This window comes from Nocardia neocaledoniensis, from assembly GCF_029868625.1.
Classification (GTDB): Bacteria; Actinomycetota; Actinomycetes; order Mycobacteriales; family Mycobacteriaceae; genus Nocardia; species Nocardia neocaledoniensis_A.
This window is the reverse complement of record NZ_JARWOJ010000065.1, coordinates 1-17,520: the sequence shown is the minus strand read 5'-3', so window position 1 is coordinate 17,520 and position 17,520 is coordinate 1. Positions and strand designations below refer to the sequence as shown.

Annotated in this window: 19 protein-coding genes; 5 read left to right on the top strand and 14 right to left on the bottom strand. The window is 70.4% G+C overall.

The genetic code is table 11. The features are described 5' to 3' along the window. Nucleotides 1-83 precede the first annotated feature (83 nt). The 4 genes from QH270_RS04025 to QH270_RS04010 all read right to left on the bottom strand — a co-directional run bounded on the left by QH270_RS04025 (nt 84) and on the right by QH270_RS04010 (nt 4,245). Nucleotides 84-1,337 carry an MFS transporter gene (locus QH270_RS04025; protein ID WP_280338956.1) on the bottom strand — a complete coding sequence of 418 codons (1,254 nt, stop codon included), beginning with the start codon at nt 1,335-1,337 and terminating at the stop codon, nt 84-86. Nucleotides 1,338-1,346: 9 nt separating this feature from the next. Then, nucleotides 1,347-2,132: an ABC transporter ATP-binding protein gene (locus tag QH270_RS04020; protein ID WP_280338955.1), complete on the bottom strand. Its 786-nt coding sequence runs from the start codon at nt 2,130-2,132 to the stop codon at nt 1,347-1,349. After that, a complete protein-coding gene (locus QH270_RS04015) occupies nt 2,129-3,094 on the bottom strand; it encodes a FecCD family ABC transporter permease (RefSeq protein ID WP_432420290.1) in 966 nt (321 codons plus the stop codon). The genes QH270_RS04020 and QH270_RS04015 overlap by 4 nt, the downstream gene beginning before the upstream one ends. A 101-nt stretch (nt 3,095-3,195) precedes the next feature. Next, a complete protein-coding gene (locus QH270_RS04010; protein WP_280338953.1) occupies nt 3,196-4,245 on the bottom strand; it encodes an ABC transporter substrate-binding protein in 1,050 nt (349 codons plus the stop codon). A gap of 139 nt (nt 4,246-4,384) precedes the next feature. On the opposite strand from QH270_RS04010, the gene QH270_RS04005 reads away from it, so the two are divergent. The 3 genes from QH270_RS04005 (at nt 4,385) to QH270_RS03995 (ending at nt 6,266) form a co-directional block, all read left to right on the top strand. Next, a complete protein-coding gene (locus QH270_RS04005) occupies nt 4,385-5,320 on the top strand; it encodes an LLM class F420-dependent oxidoreductase (protein ID WP_280338952.1) in 936 nt (311 codons plus the stop codon). Nucleotides 5,321-5,385: 65 nt separating this feature from the next. Further along, nucleotides 5,386-5,748, top strand: coding sequence for an ArsR/SmtB family transcription factor (locus tag QH270_RS04000; RefSeq protein WP_280338951.1), 363 nt, complete (start codon nt 5,386-5,388; stop codon nt 5,746-5,748). Further along, nucleotides 5,745-6,266: an SRPBCC family protein gene (locus tag QH270_RS03995; protein WP_280338950.1), complete on the top strand. Its 522-nt coding sequence runs from the start codon at nt 5,745-5,747 to the stop codon at nt 6,264-6,266. Before QH270_RS04000 ends, QH270_RS03995 begins: the two co-directional genes overlap by 4 nt. A 13-nt stretch (nt 6,267-6,279) precedes the next feature. Here the strand turns inward: QH270_RS03995 and QH270_RS03990 are convergent, their stop codons facing one another. The 5 genes from QH270_RS03990 to QH270_RS03970 are packed head-to-tail and all read right to left on the bottom strand — an operon-like array spanning nt 6,280 to nt 10,970. Then, the gene (locus tag QH270_RS03990; protein WP_280338949.1) at nt 6,280-7,245 is read right to left on the bottom strand and encodes a glycine betaine ABC transporter substrate-binding protein; all 966 of its coding nucleotides are present in this window, start codon (nt 7,243-7,245) and stop codon (nt 6,280-6,282) included. Further along, nucleotides 7,242-7,979, bottom strand: a complete 738-nt coding sequence (locus tag QH270_RS03985) for an ABC transporter permease (RefSeq protein ID WP_280338948.1) — start codon at nt 7,977-7,979, stop codon at nt 7,242-7,244. The genes QH270_RS03990 and QH270_RS03985 overlap by 4 nt, the downstream gene beginning before the upstream one ends. Further along, complete coding sequence (locus tag QH270_RS03980) at nt 7,976-9,256, bottom strand: ATP-binding cassette domain-containing protein (protein WP_280338947.1); 1,281 nt, start codon at nt 9,254-9,256, stop codon at nt 7,976-7,978. Before QH270_RS03980 ends, QH270_RS03985 begins: the two co-directional genes overlap by 4 nt. Further along, complete coding sequence (locus QH270_RS03975; protein WP_110035427.1) at nt 9,253-9,897, bottom strand: ABC transporter permease; 645 nt, start codon at nt 9,895-9,897, stop codon at nt 9,253-9,255. Before QH270_RS03975 ends, QH270_RS03980 begins: the two co-directional genes overlap by 4 nt. After that, nucleotides 9,894-10,970, bottom strand: a complete 1,077-nt coding sequence (locus QH270_RS03970; RefSeq protein ID WP_280338946.1) for a TauD/TfdA dioxygenase family protein — start codon at nt 10,968-10,970, stop codon at nt 9,894-9,896. Before QH270_RS03970 ends, QH270_RS03975 begins: the two co-directional genes overlap by 4 nt. A gap of 154 nt (nt 10,971-11,124) precedes the next feature. On the opposite strand from QH270_RS03970, the gene QH270_RS03965 reads away from it, so the two are divergent. Continuing rightward, nucleotides 11,125-12,108 (top strand): alpha/beta hydrolase, encoded by a 984-nt coding sequence (locus QH270_RS03965; protein WP_280338945.1) that lies wholly within the window; start codon nt 11,125-11,127, stop codon nt 12,106-12,108. A gap of 36 nt (nt 12,109-12,144) precedes the next feature. Here the strand turns inward: QH270_RS03965 and QH270_RS03960 are convergent, their stop codons facing one another. The 4 genes from QH270_RS03960 to QH270_RS03945 all read right to left on the bottom strand — a co-directional run bounded on the left by QH270_RS03960 (nt 12,145) and on the right by QH270_RS03945 (nt 15,752). Further along, nucleotides 12,145-12,627 carry a nuclear transport factor 2 family protein gene (locus QH270_RS03960; RefSeq protein ID WP_280338944.1) on the bottom strand — a complete coding sequence of 161 codons (483 nt, stop codon included), beginning with the start codon at nt 12,625-12,627 and terminating at the stop codon, nt 12,145-12,147. A 22-nt stretch (nt 12,628-12,649) separates the two neighbouring features. Then, the gene (locus QH270_RS03955) at nt 12,650-12,982 is read right to left on the bottom strand and encodes a hypothetical protein (RefSeq protein ID WP_280338943.1); all 333 of its coding nucleotides are present in this window, start codon (nt 12,980-12,982) and stop codon (nt 12,650-12,652) included. Between the two features lie 135 nt (nt 12,983-13,117). Beyond that, entirely contained in the window at nt 13,118-15,034 is a 1,917-nt protein-coding gene (locus QH270_RS03950; protein ID WP_280338942.1) for a S9 family peptidase, read from the bottom strand. Continuing rightward, nucleotides 15,018-15,752 carry a MerR family transcriptional regulator gene (locus QH270_RS03945; protein ID WP_280338941.1) on the bottom strand — a complete coding sequence of 245 codons (735 nt, stop codon included), beginning with the start codon at nt 15,750-15,752 and terminating at the stop codon, nt 15,018-15,020. The genes QH270_RS03950 and QH270_RS03945 overlap by 17 nt, the downstream gene beginning before the upstream one ends. 189 nt (nt 15,753-15,941) lie before the next feature. On the opposite strand from QH270_RS03945, the gene QH270_RS03940 reads away from it, so the two are divergent. Further along, nucleotides 15,942-16,814, top strand: a complete 873-nt coding sequence (locus tag QH270_RS03940) for a 3-methyladenine DNA glycosylase (protein WP_432420289.1) — start codon at nt 15,942-15,944, stop codon at nt 16,812-16,814. Here QH270_RS03940 and QH270_RS03935 read toward each other — a convergent pair. Continuing rightward, on the bottom strand, nt 16,811-17,520 hold a 710-nt coding region (locus QH270_RS03935), incomplete at its 5' end, for a BCCT family transporter (RefSeq protein WP_280338940.1). The genes QH270_RS03940 and QH270_RS03935 overlap by 4 nt on opposite strands.

The following is a 17,520-nucleotide window of genomic DNA, read 5'->3' as shown; positions in this document are numbered from 1 at the left end:
CCCCCCCCCCCCCCCGCCCCCCCCCCCCCCCCCCCCCATCTCGCCCGCCCCCCCCCGCCCCCCCCCCCCGGGCGGGCCTCGCCCTAGGCGTACCCGCGCCGCAGGGTGAACGCACCGGCGAGCAGGACCGCGGCCACGGCGCACCAGGGCGCGGCCGTCCCCCGGCCGCCGGCGGGAAGCAGGTCGAGCAGGGCGCCGAGCGCCACCGAGCCGAGGAGCACGGCGAACCCGCCGAGGGAGGCGAGCAGCCCGAAGTACGCGCCGAGCCGCCGCTCCCCCGCGAGGCGCGGCACCAGGTCGCGCGAGATGGGCAGGACGATCATCTGCCCGAGCGCGAGGAGCAGGACGAACGCGGCGCCCGGGAGCAGCCCGGACACGCCGCTGAGCCGCAGCGGTGCGAGCACCGCCATCACCGCGAATCCGGCCGCCATCACGCTCAGGCCCACGGGCAGGGCGGCGGCGGTGCGCACTCGCCGGGTGATGGGCACCTGAGCGGCGACGACGAGCAGCGACGACAGCGCGAAATACCAGCCCAGCGGCGCCTGCGACCCCCACGCGCGCTCCACCTCCAACGGCAGCAGCAGATAGAGCTGGTTGTAGGCCACCAGCTGGGTGCTCATGGCTCCGGCGAAGACGAGAAAAGGCTTGTTGGCCAACACTTCTCGCCAGCCGTCGAGCCAGCTCCCGGTGGCGTGCGCCGCGGGCGATGCGGGCAGCCAGCGCAGCTGGGCGAGCAGGATCGCGACGAAGACACCGGCGCCCACCAGGCACGCCACGGAGAAGTCGACCAGCAGCAGCACCGAGCCGAGCAGCGGTCCAAGGAACGCGCCGACCTGACCGCACACCGAGAACAGCGCGAAGGCGTCGGTGCGCGTCAGGCCCGCGGACTCGGCCGCGCCCGCGGCGGTGGCCAGCGCGCTCTCCACCGCGGGCGAGAACAGGGCGCCCGCGAAGCCGATCAGCACCGTCGCCACCACGATCCCCGGCACCGACGTGCTCACCGCCAGACCGGCGAAGCCCAGGATCCGGCACACGCACCCGGCAAGAACCACGGGCTTGACGCCCCACCGGTCCGCGAGCGCACCCCCGACGAAGAACAGGCCCTGCTGGGCGAAGGTGCGCAGACCGAGTACCGCGCCGACGAACGCCGCGCGCAGGCCGAGGTCCTCCGTCAGATACACCGACAGATACGGCAGCACCAGGAAGAAGCCGACATTGAACGCGAGCTGGGTGAGGACCAGCAGCCGCACCGCGGGCGTCGCCGCCGCCAGGCTCGCCGGCAGCGACCACCGGCCGATCCCGCGCCGGGTCGGCGCCCCGGCACCTGGCTTCGCCATCGAGCCGCCTCAGCGCGCGGAGACCGGCACCGGCCCCGGCTCGAACAGGATCGACAGCCGGTCCTTCGCCTCGTCGACGAGCACCTCGGCCCTGACCTGGTACACCCGCGCGATCAGTTCGGGCGTGAGCACCTCGATGGGCTTGCCGCCCGCCACGACCCGCCCGTCCTGCAGGATGATGACCGAGTCGCAGAACATGGCGGCGAGATTCAGGTCGTGCAGGGCGATCACACTCGTCACCGGCAGGCGCGTGACCAGGGCCAGCAACTCCAGCTGATGGCGGATGTCGAGGTGGTTGGTCGGCTCGTCGAGCAGGAGCTCGCGCGGTTCCTGGGCCAGGGCGCGCGCGATCTGCACGCGCTGCTTCTCGCCACCGGAGAGCCGGTGCCAGAGCTGGTCCGCCTTCGCGGTCAGCCCCGTATGCTCGAGCGCCGCCGTCACCGCGACGTCGTCGGCGGCCTGATCGCCGCCGAAGGTGCCGCGGTGCGGGATGCGGCCGAGGCGCACGACATCGCGGACCGCGATGTCGACATCGGTGTCGGCATGCTGGCTGACGACGGCGACCGCCCGCGCGATCTCCTTGCGCCGGGTCTTCGCGAGATCCTCGCCGTCGAGGGTCACCACGCCCGAGGTCGGCCGCACCACACCGTTGAGCAGGCGCAGCAGCGAGGACTTCCCCGAGCCGTTCGGACCGAGCAGGCCCACGGTGTCGCCCGGCGCCGGAGTCAGGCTCACCCCGTCGACGACCAGCGCGCCACCGCGATTCCAGGTGACCGAGTTCGCGTGCAGGCTCATCGGACACTCCCGCGGCGGAACAGGATCGCGATGAACGCGGGAACACCGACCAGCGCGGTGCCGACCCCCACCGGCAGCGGGGTCGGTGCGAAGGCGACCCGCGAGACGGCGTCCACCCACACCATGAACACCGCGCCGAGCACCGCTGTCGCGGGAATCAACCGGCTGTGCCGCGGCCCCACCAGCATCCGTGCCGCGTGCGGCAGCACCAGGCCGACGAATCCGATCGCGCCCGCCACACTGACCAGGGCCGCGGTGATGATCGCGGTGACGACCAGCAGCAGCATCCTGACCCGGCCGACGGAGATGCCGAGGGAGGCGGCGACCTCGTCACCGAAGGCGAAGGCGTCGAGGATGTGCGCGCAATACCAGCACAGTGCCGTCCCGAGCAGCACGACCGCCGCGCACAGCGCGACATCGTCCCAGCGCACCCCCTCCAGCGAGCCGAGCAGCCAGAACATCACGCCACGGGTCTCGTCGGAATCGGCGAAGGCGAAGATGACGAACGAGGTGAGCGCCGAGAACAGCTGGGTGCTGGCCACACCGGCCAGAATCACCCGGTCGTTGCTCCCGCCGGACACCCGCGCCAGGAACAACACGAGCGCGAACGCCACCAGCGAACCGACGAACGCCCCGCCGGAGAGTCCGAGCACGGCGCCGCCGACCCCGAGGACGCCCACGATCACGGCCCCGGTCGAGGCCCCGGAGGAGATGCCGAGGACGAACGGGTCCGCGAGTGGGTTGCGCAGCAACGACTGCATGATGACACCGCAGATCCCGAGCCCCGCGCCACACGCGGCGGCGACGAGCGCCCTGGGCAGCCGCTCCTCCCACACGATCGCGTTCTTCGACACGCGCACCGGGATGTCGGCCAGTCCGAGGTGGTTGAGCAGGACGTCGCGGACATTGACCAGCGAGATGTCGGCGGGGCCCAACGTGACGGCGACCAGGATCGACAGCACCAGCACGACGAGCCCGCCCACGACGACCAGCGTCCCGACGACCCACGACCGGCCCGCGGCCGGTGCGGGGACCGCGGTGTCGGCGCGGTCGCGCAGCGCGGTCAGTTGGGCACCTTCAGATCGCGTAGGCCGGCGGCGATCTTCTCGAGACCGTCCACCGCGCGGATCGACGGATTCATCTCCGCGCCGTGCAGCGCGAGGTAGCGCTTGGCGCGCACGGCCTCGAGATCCCGGGTGACCGGATCGGATTCGAGGAACGCGGTCTTGTCGGCCAGCCGGTCGCCCGGGAAGCGGTTGCGCAGCAGGTCACCGAGGACCAGGACATCCGGATCACGGTCCACCAGGATCTCCCAGCCGACCGCGGGCCAGTCGTCGGTGAGCTCCGCGAACACATTGGTGGCCCCGACCGCGGTGGCGAGCATGTTGGCCGAGCCGAGTCCGCCCGCCACGTACGGGCTCTTGGTGTCGGCGAACCAGAAGGCCATCGACACCGGTGCCCGCTGGATGCCGGCGACCGCGGCGGCCTCGCGTCGGCGCAGCTCGTCGACGAGCTGTGCGCCGCGCGCGTTCACGTCGAACACCGACGCGAGTTCGCGGATCTCCTGGTACACCGCCTCCATCGTCAGCGGGGTGGTGCGCTTGCCGCCGCCGTTGATGCTGACGCCCTTGTCGCAGTCGGTGGGTGAGAGATAGGACTCGATGCCCGTCTCCGCGAAGCGACCGCGCTCGGCGACGCCGCCCTGCTTGAAGTGCCTGCCGAACGAGGCGGTGACGAAGTCCGGGTCGGTGCCGAGGACGACCTCGTAGGTGGGCGCGTTGTCGGCGAGCCGGGGAACCGACGCGTTCGCCTCGGCCAGATTCTCGCGCACGGGATCGGTCCACGACGCCGTGCCGACCACCCGGTCACCGAGACCGAGCGAGAGCAGGATCTCCGTCGAGCCCTGATCCAGCGACACCACGCGCCGGGGCGGCGCGTCGATCGTGATGCTCTGCCCGCAGTTGTCGAGGGTCAGCGGATAGGTCGTGCTGCCCTCCCCCGCGGCGGCGGTCCCGGCGTCCTCGACCGATTCCGAACTCCCGCAGGCGACGAGCACGCTCGCCAGCACCGCGGCGGCGGACACGAGTCCGATCCGGCCCACAGAAATCTTCATGCTCGTCCGGTTCCTACTCGTCGCTGATGGTTCTCGCCTCGCGCGTCGACCGACGACCACAACCGCTGACGAGGAATCATCGGCAAGCTATCACGAAGTTAACCTAACCTAAGTACCGGGGCGCGGTACGTTGGAGCGCGTGGACCTACGGATCTTCACCGAACCCCAGCAAGGTGCGACCTACGACGATCTCCTCCGGGTCGCGCGAGCCACCGAGGACGCCGGCTACGACGCGTTCTTCCGCTCCGACCACTACCTGCACATGGGTGGCGTGTCCGGTCTGCCCGGACCCACCGACGCGTGGATCACCCTCGCCGGCCTGGCGCGCGAGACGTCGCGGATCCGGCTGGGCACCCTGGTGACCGCCGCGACCTTCCGGCATCCCTCGGTGCTGGCCATCTCGGTCGCGCAGGTCGACCAGATGTCCGGTGGCCGGGTGGATTTCGGTTTCGGCGCGGGCTGGTTCGCCGACGAGCACACGGCCTACGGGATCGCGCTGCCGGAGGTGCGGGACCGGTTCGACCGCTACGCCGAGCAGCTCGAGATCATCACCGGACTGTGGGAGACCCCGGTCGGCGAGACCTTCGACTATGTCGGCAAGCACTACGAGCTGACGCGGTCGCCTGCCCTGCCCAAGCCGGTCCAGCGGCCGCGTCCGCCGGTGATCATCGGCGGGGCAGGCAAGAAGCGCACGCCGGAGCTGGCGGCCCGCTTCGCCCAGGAGTTCAACCTGCCCTTCGCCGACCCGGACAGCGCCGCAACGCAATTCGAGCGCGTCGCGGCCGCCGCCCGCGCGATCGGCCGCGATCCGGGCGAGATCATCCGCTCGGCCGCGCAGGTCGTGTGTGTCGGCCGCGACGAGGCCGAGGTGGCCCGCCGGGCCGCGGCGATCGGCCGCGAGGTCGACGAGCTGCGCACCAACGGCCTCGCCGGCACGCCGGCCGAGGTGGTCGACAAGATCGGCCGCTACCGCGAGCGGACCGGCATCACCCGCCTGTACCTGCAGGTCCTCGATCTGTCGGACCTCGACCACCTCGAGCTCGTCGCCGCGGAGGTGGCACCACAGCTGCGCTGACTCCCACCACTCGTTCTCGACGAGCGGCCCTTGACGATTGGTAACTCATAGGTTACCAATTAGGTATGGACGTGTTCGAAGCCCTGGCCGACCCGGTACGGCGCGACCTGCTCGAACGACTCGCCGGTGCCCCGGCCCGGGTCGTCGACCTCGCCGCGGAGTATCCGATCAGCCGGCCCGCGATCAGCAAGCACCTGCGGCTGCTGACCGAGGCGGGCCTGGTCAGCGTCGAAGCGCACGGGCGTGAACGGCACTATCGCCTCGCCTCGGCGGGCCTCGAACCGCTCCATCGCTATCTGGAAGGGTTGCGGCCCGCCGCGCCCCCGATTCCGGAGCACGCACTCGACGGCCTCGACCTCGAGGTTCGCCGGACCACCAGGGAACGCCGCGCCACCGGCATCGAGACCGACAAGGAGCAGACAGCATGACCACTCCCACCGCGACCGGCCACCGCCACGATCGCACCGATGGCACCTACTGCGAATGGACCCGCACCTTCCACGCGCCGATCGAGGACGTCTGGGCCGCGGTCACCGAGCCGCAGCGCCTCGCGCGCTGGCTCGGCACCTGGACCGGTGACCCGGCGACCGGCCAGGTGACGTTCCAGATGCTGTTCGAGGGCGACACACCCGCCGAGGGGTTCCGCATCGACGAGTGCGAGGCACCGCACCGCCTGCGGATCACCACGTCCTCGCCCCACGACGGAGCCGATCCCGAACACTGGCAGCTGCGCCTGGATCTCACCGAGGAGGCAGGCATCACCACCCTGGTCTTCGCCCAGAACGTGCCCGACCCCGCCATGGCCGAGGGCGTCGGTCCGGGCTGGGACTACTACCTCGATCGGTTGGTCGCCGCCGAGGCGGGCCGCGACCCCGCCACGGTGAACTTCGACGACTACTTCCCGGCCCTGTCCGAGCACTACCGCAAGGAATTCGGCACGAACTGACTCCGTGTCGGATCTAGTCGATCAAGCCCTCGTTCCGCAACCAGTCGTAGGCGACATCGGCGGGGTCCTCCCCGTCGATGTCGACCCGGCCGTTGAGTTCCTGCATCAGGTCGTCGGTGAGGCGTTCGGAGACGGTGCCGAGCAGGTCCCTCAGCTCGGGGTGCTGCGCCAGGACCACGCCGCGCACGACCGCGGTGCCGCTGTAGGGCAGGAAGTACTTCTTGTCGTCGTCGAGCACGGTCAGGTTCAGGTTCTTGACCCGGCCGTCGGTGGTGTAGACCATGCCGAAGTTGCAGGGGGCGCTTCGCGCGGTGGCGGTGTAGACCACGCCCGCGTCCATCCGGGTGACATTGCCCGCGGGCACCCCGTTCGGATCGTTGTACGGGATCCCGTATTTCTGCAGCATCGGCAGGAAACCGTCGGAGCGGCTGAAGAATTCGTCGTCGACGCAGAAGGTGCGGTCGGGCACGGGCAGGCCGGCGACCGCCGAGAGTGATCGCGCGCCCAGCCGTTCGGCGGTGGGGGTCGACGCGGCGAAGGCGTAGGTGTCGTTGAAGTTGGCCGGGGCCAGCCATTCGAGGTCGTGGTCGCGGCGTTCGATGTCGTGCACGCGCCGCCACAGTTCGTCCGGGTCGGCGATGGTCTCGGTCTGGTTGTGGTAGTTCACCCAGCCGGTACCGGTGTACTCCCACAGCACATCGGCGTCGCCGTTGAGCTGGGCCTGGCGCGAGGAGGCCGAGCCGGGAGCACCGGTCAGGTCGGTGACGGCGGCGCCCGCCGCGGCCAGATAGGTCGCGGTGATCTTGCCCAGCAGCACGCCCTCGGTGAAGCTCTTCGAGGTGACGACGATCTTCGCGCCGTCGAGCGGACGTTCCCCGCCCGGCAGGCTCGCGTCGTGGAAGGTGCCCGAGGAACTCACCAGGCCGCAGCCGGTGAGCAGGGCCATCGTCGCGACGAGCGCGGGGACCAGCCGTCTCATGAGATACCTCGTGGGGTCGCGGCCAGTTCGACGAGCCGGCCGAGCCAGTCGATGGTCAGCGCCAGCAGGCCGACCAGGACGGCGCCGGAGATGAGCAGCTTGGGCAGGAACAGGGTGACCCCGGTGGTGATCAGGGTGCCCAGGCTGGTCGCGCCGATGAACGTGCTCAGCGTCGCGGTGCCGACGAGGATGACCAGCGCGGTGCGCACCCCGTTCAGGATCACCGGCACCGCGAGCGGCAGCTCGACCTGGAGCAGGGTGCGCGCGGCCGAGAAACCGATGCCGCGGGAGGCCTCGATCGTGCGCTGGTCCACCTGCCGCAGCCCGATGATCGTGTTCTGCAGGATCGGCAGGATCGCGTAGACGACCAGACCAACGATCGCCGTGCGGAATCCGGTGCCGAGCCAGAAGGTGAACAGCACGAGCAGCCCGACCGCCGGCGCGGCCTGACCGATGTTGGCGACATTGACCGCGAGCGGTTCGAGCCGCTTCAGCGCGGGTCTGGTCAGCGCGATGCCGAGCGGAATGGCCACCACCACGACGATCACCGTGGCGACGACGGTGAGCCGGATGTGTTCGCCGATGGTGGTCCGCAGCGTCGTCCAGCCGAGCGCGGCCTGTTCGGTCGGGGTGAAGGTCGTCGACCGGTACCAGAGCAGGTAGCCGATGCCGATCACCAGGATGACGATCGGTTCGAACCACACGTCGACCGGGACGCGGCGCCATCGGTTCACGACGGTTCGGCCGTTCCGGGGTGGTCGTCGGCGGCGACGATCGGGGTCGGCGTCGGGTCGGACCCGTCGACGTAGGTCTCGTAGGAGAGTTCGGCCTCGGCGGCGTGGCCCTCGGCCAGCTTGGTCTGGATCACCTCGGTCACCGACCCGATGCTGAGCGAGCCGACGACCGCGCCGCGGCCGTCGGTGACGAGCGTGGCGCCCTGGCTGGCGGCCAGCATCGCGTCGAGCGCGTCGTTGAGGGTGGAGGACTGCGCGACCACCGGCAGCCTGCGGTCCAGGTAGTCCGACACCTCCGGCTTGCTCGCCACCTCCGACAGCGACGGCCACGATCGCGGACGGCCCGCCGCGTCGACGACCACCACCCAGGTGTTGCCCGCCGCCTTCGCCCGCTGGATCACCGCCTGCGCCGGTTCACCGATCCGGGCGGTGGTGACCGGGTCGACGTCCACGTCACGCACGCGGGACACGGTCAGATACGCGAGCTTCGCGCCCGAGCCGACGAACTCCTCCACGAACGGCGTCGCCGGATCGGTGAGGATCTCCTCGGGGCGCGCGTACTGTTCGACGTGCCCGCCTTCGGACAGGATGAGCACCTTGTCACCGAGCTTGGTGGCCTCCTCGAAATCGTGGGTGACGATCACGATGGTCTTGCCGAGTTCGTGCTGGATCGCGATCAGGCTGTCCTGCAAGCGGACCCGGGTGATCGGGTCGACGGCGCCGAACGGTTCGTCCATCAGCAGCACCGGCGGGTCGGCGGCGAGCGCGCGGGCCACCCCGACACGCTGCTGCTGGCCGCCGGACATGTCCTTGGGCAGCCGGTCGGCGAAGGTGGCGGGATCGAGGCCGACCAGATCGAGCAGGTACTCGGTGCGCTCGGCGATCCGCGCGCTGTCCCAGCCCAGCACCCGGGGAATCGCGCCGATGTTCTTGGCGACCGACCAGTGCGGGAACAGCCCACCGGACTGGATGACGTACCCGATCGACTGGCGCAGCTTGTCGGGATCTTCCCTGGTGACGTCGCGCCCGCCGATGAGAATCCGGCCCTCGGTCGGCTCGATCAACCGGTTGATCATCTTGAGGGTGGTGGTCTTGCCGCAGCCCGACGGCCCGACGAACGCGACGATGTCACCGGCCTCGATCTCGAGGTCCAGGCGTTCCACGGCGGGGGTGTGCTGGCCCTTGTACCGCTTGACGACACCGTCGAGCGTGATGGACGCCCCGGTGACGTTGCGCTGGGGCGCCGCGGGGGTGGGCTGGCTGGTCACCTCGGTCATGACAGTCCTTCGGCGATGGTGAGGCGTCCGAGCAGGACGAGGAGGGCGTCGAAGACCAACGCGATCGCGACGATGAGCAGGGTGCCGGTCAGCGCCATCTCGAGGGCGTTGGCGCCGCCGAGCCGGGACAGACCGTTGAAGATGAGCGAGCCGAGGCCCGGTCCGAGCACGTAGGCGACGATGGCCGCGACGCCGACGATCATCTGTGTGGAGACCCGGATGCCGGTGAGGATCACCGGCCAGGCGATCGGGAACTCGACGGTCAGCAGGATCCGCCAGCGCGGCAACCCGATTCCGCGCGCGGATTCGACCACGGTGGCAGGTACCGCGCGCAGGCCGACGATGGCGTTGCCGATCACGGGCAGCGCCGCGAAGAAGGTCAGCATGAGGAACGAGGGCACCACGCCGAGCCCGAACGGCACGAGCAGCAGGGCCAGCAGCGCCAGGGAGGGGATGGTCAGCGCCACCCGGCTCGAGGTGAGCGTGAGCGACGCGGCCAGCGGCAGGCGGTAGACGGCGACCGCGATGAGCAGCGCGACGAGGGTGCCGACCAGCACGGTCTGGAAGGCCAGGGACGCGTGCTGGTAGGTCAGGAAGGCGAGCACCTCCCCCCGCCCCTGGACATAACTCCACAGGTTCACGGAAATCCCATCGTCGGGTCGGGCCGGTCAGGACCTGTACGCGCGTGATCACCGGGCAAACGTGTGGTCGAAGGGTAGTTCATGACGGGCGCCGGTCCGGGGACCCGACGCTCAGGAGGCGTTGCGGTGGCGATCACGTGCTGGGCCGCGCGTCCCAGCGGGGCACTCGCGTACGCGGCGGCGTCACCCGCGATCACGGTGCTCGGGGTGCCGTCGACGCCGACGGGGACCGGGCCGGCCAGCGTGATGCGGGTCAGCCTGCGGTGCTCGCCGTCGTAGTCGTCGACGGCGTAGTGCTGCGTGGCGCGGTTGTCCCAGATCGCGACGTCACCGAGGGACCAGTCCCACCGGGTGGTGTGTTCGAGACGGGTCACCCGATCCTGGAAGAGCCGGAACAGGGCGCGCGATTCGGCGCTGGACAGACCGACGATCTCCTGCACGAAGCAGCCGAGCAGCAGGGCGCGTTCCCCGGTCTCGGGATGGACCTCGACGACGGGGTGCTCGGTCTCGAAGTAGGTCGACTCGAATTCGCGGCGGTAGGCGCGGTCCTTGTCGTCGGGACGGTCCTCGGTGTCGGCGGCGTAGTCGTAGCGGTTGGTGTGCCGCGCGCGCAGGTTCTCGGCCAACAGGCGCAGCGGCGCGGGCAACGACTGATAGGCGGCGACCGTCGAGGCCCAGGTGGTCGTGCCGCCGTAGGTCGGCAGCGCGACCGCGCGCAGGATCGAGGCGCTGGGGACGCGGTCGACGAAGGTGACATCGGTGTGCCAGACATTGGACCGGGTCTGGTGCGAGTCGATCGCCAGGCTCTTCGCCCCCGCCGAGGTGACCGTGGGGTGCGGCGTCGTCGGCGTGCCGAGCAGGCGCGCGAACTCGTACTGCCCGTCCTCGGTGAGATGGTGCTGACCGCGGAAGAAGATCACCTTGTGCTCGTGCAGCGCGGCCCGGATGTCGGCGACGGTCCGCGCGTCCACCTCGGCTCCGAGCTGCACCCCCTCGATCCTGGCCCCGATGTGCGCCCCCAGCTTGACCACCCGCACACCGCTCCCGGAAACAGCTGCGTCTTCGACGGACATACGGTGGCCTTTCGCTCGAACCAGGAACTGGGTCACACGAAACCACCCCCGCCCCGCCCCGGCCACCATTCGGCTCACCGCGAGCCGAATCGGCGGTGCCGCGGCCCGCTCCGGCGTTATCCTCGATTTTCGAGAGACCTCGGGGAGTGCGGCCATGCCGAAGATCGTGTTGTTCGGCGCCGCCGCGAGGCGCCCGATGTTCGGCCGGTCCGCGCTGTCGGCGGTGTTCGCCGCGGTGGCCCTGCTCACCGCCGCGGTACCGGCGCAGGCCGACCGTGTCTCCGGCGTCATCGACATCCCATGTGCCGCCGATGTTCTCCACCAGGACGCCGACTGGTACCTGCCCGACGGCGTCCCGCGTGGCCTGGTCTGGCTCCAGCACGGGTTCGCGCGCGGGAGCGCCCACCTGGCCGATCTCGCGACCGATTTCGCCGAGCGCGGCTATCTCGTCTTCGCGCCCTCGCTCCCGTTCCTCGACATCCACGGGTGCACGCTGCAGAACCTCGGCGACAACACCGGCTTCCTCGGCCACGTCGCCGAGCTGTTCGCCGACCCCGCCCACACCCTGGCCACCGGTCTCGCCGCCGCGGCGCCGCACGGCGGCGGCCGAACACCGGAGCTGCCCACGGATCTGGTGTTCGTCGGCCACTCCGCCGGAGCCGAGGCCGTCGTCTACGCCGCCGATCATCTGCGCCGCGCGGCGCCGGCCACCTGGGCCCGCGTGCACGGCGTCGTGCTGCTCGATCCGGTGCCGTCGTTCCTCGGCGCCAACACCGACCGCGCGCTCGCCGGTCTGGCGACCACCGGACTCCCGGTGCTCACCGTCGCGGCGGCACCGTCGCTGTGCAACAACTTCGGCGCCGGAACCAGCGCGGTCCAGGCGCAGCTGCGCCGCCCGTTCGTCGGCGTCCGCTTGCCGCACGGCGCGCACACCGACGCGGAGGGCGCGAGCTCGGACCTGCTCGGCGAAACACTGTGCGGGCGGCCCGATCCGCGTGACGTCGCCGCCCTGAGCGCCCTGGCGGTCGGCTGGACCGACGACTTCGTCGACCACACGACCACCCCCGCCTGCTACCCCGATCCGCGCACCGGAACGGTCGCGGCCGCGCCGTCGGCGGTCGCACTGAGTGGCACCTGAACGGAACGCGTGGGGCGCCAGGGCGGCTCGGCGCGCTCAGTGCGGGAGATCGTCGGCCCAGCGGTTCGCCAGGAGGGTGAAGCTGGGGGTGTCGCTCAGGGAGGTGCGAGCCTCGTAGATGCGCTCGTATCCGGTGGCGGTGATCCGCCACTGCCCGTCCGGGTCCTTGCGGTACTCGTCGAAGTAGTAGCCGCCGCCGTCGATGCGCATCTTGTAGTCGGGCACGATCACCGTGTCCTCGAAGGCCCACGAACCGCGGGCGACGGTGCCCTCGACATCGATCTCGGGGTGGTTGGCGATGTGCACGGTGAGGATCTGCGGTCCCAGGTTCTCGGACATGAACTTCACGACGGCCTCGCGGGAGTCGTAGTGCAGCGGATCGCCCATCGCGTGGGTGCCGTACCTGGCCTTGATGTCGGTGGCCAGGCAGTCACCGAAGTCGTTCCACCGCTTGAGATCCAGGGTGCGGAAGTAGCGATACTTGAGGCGCTTGATCTCCTCGATCGCGATGAGGTCCATGCGTCCGATGATAGAACGTGTTCTAGTCCTGGTGGCCGGATCGGGCGCGATCGGTCCGGCTGCCGAGCGCCGCGGACACCGAGGTCTTGCTGGTGAGCAGCCCGATGCCGAAGCCGAGCACCGTGAGCCCGAAGAAGCACAGCAGCAACCCCCCGATCTTCGCCTCGGCGTCGGTATCGGGACTGCGCGCCGACCGCGAGGAACCGGCGACCACGGCGCCCGGGTCGACGATCGCGTCGATACCGGTGTACAGCAGTCCTGCCGCCACCAGGATCAGGGCGACCCCACCGAGTATGCGCTGAGCGCTACGGCGCGGTGGGGTGTCGGCGGGTTCGGGAGCACCGGAAGCTGACATGGCAGGCAACCTATCAGCGATGCCACCTCTTGTGTGCGCTCACGAATCGGCCCTCGTCCCGCGCCACAGCGCGACCAGCATCAGCACCGACACCATCGACCACGCCTGCGGCTTCGAAACCGGCCCGTCGGCCGCCTACCCGATCTCGCCGCGGCCGCCGAGGTGCCGGGCGAAATGCCGTTCGACAGCACGATAGAACCGGATCTGGTTCTCCGGGTTGGCGAAACCGTGGCCCTCGTCCTCCGCGACGAGGTATTCGACGGGGACCCCGCGGTCGCGCAGGGAGGCGACGATGTTGTCGGATTCGGCCTGCACCACCCGGACATCGTTGGCGCCCTGGGCGACCAGCAGCGGGGTGCGGATCCGGTCGGCCATGGTCAGCGGTGAGCGGGCGAGCATGTCGGCCAGCTGGGCGGGGTCCTCGGGGTCGCCGACATACCGGAACCAGCTGTTGACGTTGTAGGGCCGGACGAACGGCGGGAGGGTCCGCAGGAAGTTCGCCAGGTCGGAGATGCCGACGTAGTCGACCGCGGCGGCGAAGTAGTCGGGCGTCACGGTGACACCGACCAGGGCGGCGTAGCCACCGTAGGACCCGCCCATGATGCCGATCCGCGCCGGGTCGGCGTAGCCCTGGGCCACCGCCCAGTCGGCCGCGTCGATGAGGTCGTCGTGCATGGCGCCGGCGAATTCGCCGATCGCGGCGGTGATGTGGCGTTTCCCGTAGCCGGTGGAGCCGCGGAAGTTGACCTGCAGCACCGCGTAGCCGCGGTTGGCGAGGAACTGCGCCGGGGCGTCGTGTCCCCAGCTGTCGTTCGCCCACGGCCCGCCGTGCACCAGCAGGACCAGCGGCAGGTTCCGGGGTTCGACGCCGACCGGCAGGGTGAGGAAGCCGTGCAGCGGAAGGCCGTCGCGCGCCGCGAAGGCGACCGCGGTCATCGGCGCCGCCGTGGCCGGGTCGAGGCGCGGATACGCGCGGAACAGCAAGCGGCTCTCCCCGGTCTCGTGATCGTAGAACCAGGCCACCGCCGGGTCGCGGTCGTGGATGAAGGTCGCGACCCAGCGTCGCTCGGACTCGTCCGAGGACAGTGTGCCGAGCACGCCGTCGGACAGTCTCGCGAGCCGGGCGTAGACCTCGCCGAAGGACGGGTCGACGACCTCGATCCGGGGCCGGTCGCCGACGAACCGCGCCGCGAGCACCTCACCGGTGCGCCTGCTGCGGAAGACGGTGGGCGGCAGCACATCCGGCGCCATCGTGCCCATGATGTCCAGGCTGTGGCCCGGCACGGCGGCCACGACGCCGCGCTCCCCTGTTCCACGATCGATCCGGACCAGGGCCAGCTCGTCGGAGTCCTGATAGACGCCGACGAGCAGACCCTTTCCGTCCGGCGTCACCAGCTGCGGCTGCACACCGACCGGATGCTCCACCCCGCCGATGCGCTGGAGCGGGCGCTCGTCCCCGGTCTCGGGGTCGATCGTGTGGAACTCGATGGCACCGTCGTCGGCCTGCCGCGACACGAACGCCGGCCGCTCGCCACGATCGAGCAGGACGGTGGCGCCCGGTTCGGTCTGTTCCAGGTGCAGGGTGGTCGCCCCGGTCGCGACCTCGATGCGGAAGGTGTCCAGGAACATCGGCCGCTGATTCATCCACGCCAGCACTGTCCCCGGGACCTCGGCGGACCGCTCGATGCCGAACACACGGGAGCCGGGCGCCATCGGTGTCAGGTCGACGGCGGGTTCGCCCGGCGCCTCGAGGTCGACGCGGTACAGGTGCCAGTCCTCGTTGCCGTCGGTGTCCTGCAGGTACAGCAGCCAGCGCGGATCGTCGGTCCAGTGGAAGGCGGTGATGCCGCGCCGCGCGTCGTGGGTCACGCAGACGGCGTCCGCGTGGTCCTGGTCGATGCCACGGACCCAGATGTTGAGCCTGCCGTGGGCCGGCGCCCGGTAGGCGATGCGGGTGCCGTCCGGCGAGATCGTGGCCCCGGAGAACTCCGGGTCGGCGAAGAACTCCTCGATGGCGATCAGCTCGGGCCGGGCGTCACTCGTCGTCGTCATGGGTGGCTCCTTCGGACAGGATGGATTCGATGCGGCGCAGCACCCGTAGTTGTGCCGGGTTGTAGAGGTCGCGCAGCACCTGTGCGACGGTGTCCGCGGTGACCTCGACGCCGGGTTCGGCATAGGCGGCGGGATCGGCGGCCCAGGGGTGCCTGCGCTGGAGTTCCCGGATGACGGGCACCATTCGCCCGGCCAGGTCGTCGACGGTGTCGGTGCTCGCGTCGGCGGGCAGGTCGTCGAATTCGTCGTCGGTGGGGTGGCGCCGCGCCACCATCTCGGACAGTTGCGTCATCGCCTCGGCGGTGAACAGCCGCGAGTAGACGGTGATCAGCGAACGGTCCGAGGCGGACAGTTCCTCGGCGAGGTGACCGAATCCGGCGGGAACGTCGACCGGTGCCCGGTACCGCAGGAGCACAGCCAGTTCCGCGCGGATCCGCTGCAGCCGCTCGATCGTCGCCGCCAGTTCGGCATCCAGCACCCGGATGGCCGCGTCGGGGTCCTCGTCCGCGCGGCCGAGCGCCGCGATCTGTGCCAGGGGCACGCCGAGGTCGCTGAGCCGCTTGATCTGTACCAGCCGCACCAGATGTTCGGTCCGGTACTGCTTGTACCCGTTCGCGGTGCGCTCGGGCTCGTCGAGCAGTCCGATGTGGTGGTAGTGCCGCACCGCCTTGAGCGTCGTGCCGGCCAGTTCCGCGAGCTGTCGCGTACTCCAGGCCATCGGTCCCCTTCCCGCCGCGTCGTCCGCACCTCGACAACTACCAGTGGAAACCATGCCCTCGGGGCACAGTCAACCGCGCGCCGCGGATGAGGTCGCGGTCGACGGCCCCCAGGGCCGTTCGATCACCGTCGACCGGTGCGGGAGAATGAGCGGGTGAACACGCGCGACGACCTGGACCATGCTCTCGACCTGCGGGTGTTACCGGCGGTCGAGTGGCGGGCGCGCGCTCGCGACCATCACGAACGGCTCGACCGGCTGGTCGGGCCCTACCTGCAACGCAGGGCCGCGGGGACCACGCATCCGGTCATCGATTTCCTGTTCACCTACTACGGGAACAAGCCGTCGCAGTTGCGGCGCTGGCATCCCGGGTACGGGATCGGGATGGCCGACGCGCACGACTACGCCGGGGCGCGGGGGTACCACCGGGTGGGAGACGCGGTGTTCACCGCCGATCCGGCGTATCTGGCCAAGCGGCGCGACACCATCGCGTTCGTGGCGCGGCTGCTGAGCGCGACCGCGGCGCGACCCGCGCAGCTGTCGTGCTTCGGCTTGCACGAGTGGGCGATGGTGTACCGGACCGACGAGGTGCGTCATCAGCAGGTGCCGCTGCGGCTCGGGCACGCCGGGACCGACGCGGTCGTGGAGTCGATGTCGTTGCGCTGCACCCACTTCGACGCGTTCCGCTTCTTCACGCCGGAGGCGGTGGGCCGCAACGCCGAACCGCTGACGCGGGCCGACCAGGTGCTGCGGGAACAGCCGGGCTGCCTGCACGCGAACATGGACCTGTACAAGTGGGGCTTCAAGCTGGCGCCGCTGATCTCCTCGGAACTCCTGCTCGACTGCTTCGAACTCGCCTGCACCGCACGCGAACTCGACATGCGCGCGAGCCCCTACGATCTGCGCGAACTCGGCTACGAGCCGGTGCGCATAGAAACGCCGCCCGGGCGCGCGGAATACGTGCGCGCCCAGGCGGCGATCACCGAGTCCGCCGAGGTCCTGCGTGACCGTCTCCGTCTGGCATGCACGGAACTCTCGGCGATCCTGGCGCGGACCGGGAACTAGGTTCGGTCCAGCGGCTTGTCCACACCGAGCCCGTTGTCGAGATCGACCGGCTTCTCGATCACGATGACCTCCTCCATCGGCTCGGTCACCAGCGAGAAGTCGCCGTCGTGCTGTTCGGTGCCCAGGTCGACGGCGGTCTCGACGAGCTCGATGCCGCGATCGGCGCGCAGGATCAGCGGATCCTCCCGCAGGTCCTTGTACAGCGACACACACATCGCCGCCATCACCACCAGGAACGGCAGTGACACGACCGTCGTCAACGCCTGCAGGCCCGTCAGCGCGCCGCCGAGATCGTCGGAGTCGGCGATCACCAGCATGATGGCCGCCACCGCGCCGGTCGCCGCGCCCCAGAAGATGACGATCGGCTTGGACGGCTCGATGCTGCCACGCTCGGAGAGCGTGCCCATCACGATGGAGGCCGCGTCGGCGCCCGAGACGAAGAAGATGCCGACCAGGATCATCACCAGCACGGTGGTGACCCCGACGATCGGATACTGATCGAGCAGATGGAACAGCGTGAAGTTGGAGTCGACGGAGCCGTCGGCCTCGGTGAGCGCGCCGTCCTTGCCCTGTTCGAAGATGCCGGCCCCGCCGAACACGGCGAACCACAGCAGGCTCACCACGCTGGGCACCAGCAGCACGCCGGTGACGAACTGCCGGATGGTGCGACCGCGGCTGATCCGCGCGATGAACATGCCGACGAACG

Coding starts and splice junctions, on each gene's coding strand:
- QH270_RS03945 (WP_280338941.1), bottom strand. CDS start 15,752: ATGGCCTGGAGTACGCGACAGCTCGCGGAACTGGCCGGCACGACGCTC.
- QH270_RS03955 (WP_280338943.1), bottom strand. CDS start 12,982: ATGTCAGCTTCCGGTGCTCCCGAACCCGCCGACACCCCACCGCGCCGT.
- QH270_RS03965 (WP_280338945.1), top strand. CDS start 11,125: ATGCCGAAGATCGTGTTGTTCGGCGCCGCCGCGAGGCGCCCGATGTTC.
- QH270_RS03970 (WP_280338946.1), bottom strand. CDS start 10,970: ATGTCCGTCGAAGACGCAGCTGTTTCCGGGAGCGGTGTGCGGGTGGTC.
- QH270_RS03960 (WP_280338944.1), bottom strand. CDS start 12,627: ATGGACCTCATCGCGATCGAGGAGATCAAGCGCCTCAAGTATCGCTAC.
- QH270_RS04020 (WP_280338955.1), bottom strand. CDS start 2,132: ATGAGCCTGCACGCGAACTCGGTCACCTGGAATCGCGGTGGCGCGCTG.
- QH270_RS03980 (WP_280338947.1), bottom strand. CDS start 9,256: ATGACCGAGGTGACCAGCCAGCCCACCCCCGCGGCGCCCCAGCGCAAC.
- QH270_RS03990 (WP_280338949.1), bottom strand. CDS start 7,245: ATGAGACGGCTGGTCCCCGCGCTCGTCGCGACGATGGCCCTGCTCACC.
- QH270_RS03995 (WP_280338950.1), top strand. CDS start 5,745: ATGACCACTCCCACCGCGACCGGCCACCGCCACGATCGCACCGATGGC.
- QH270_RS04010 (WP_280338953.1), bottom strand. CDS start 4,245: ATGAAGATTTCTGTGGGCCGGATCGGACTCGTGTCCGCCGCCGCGGTG.
- QH270_RS03950 (WP_280338942.1), bottom strand. CDS start 15,034: ATGACGACGACGAGTGACGCCCGGCCCGAGCTGATCGCCATCGAGGAG.
- QH270_RS04025 (WP_280338956.1), bottom strand. CDS start 1,337: ATGGCGAAGCCAGGTGCCGGGGCGCCGACCCGGCGCGGGATCGGCCGG.
- QH270_RS04000 (WP_280338951.1), top strand. CDS start 5,386: ATGGACGTGTTCGAAGCCCTGGCCGACCCGGTACGGCGCGACCTGCTC.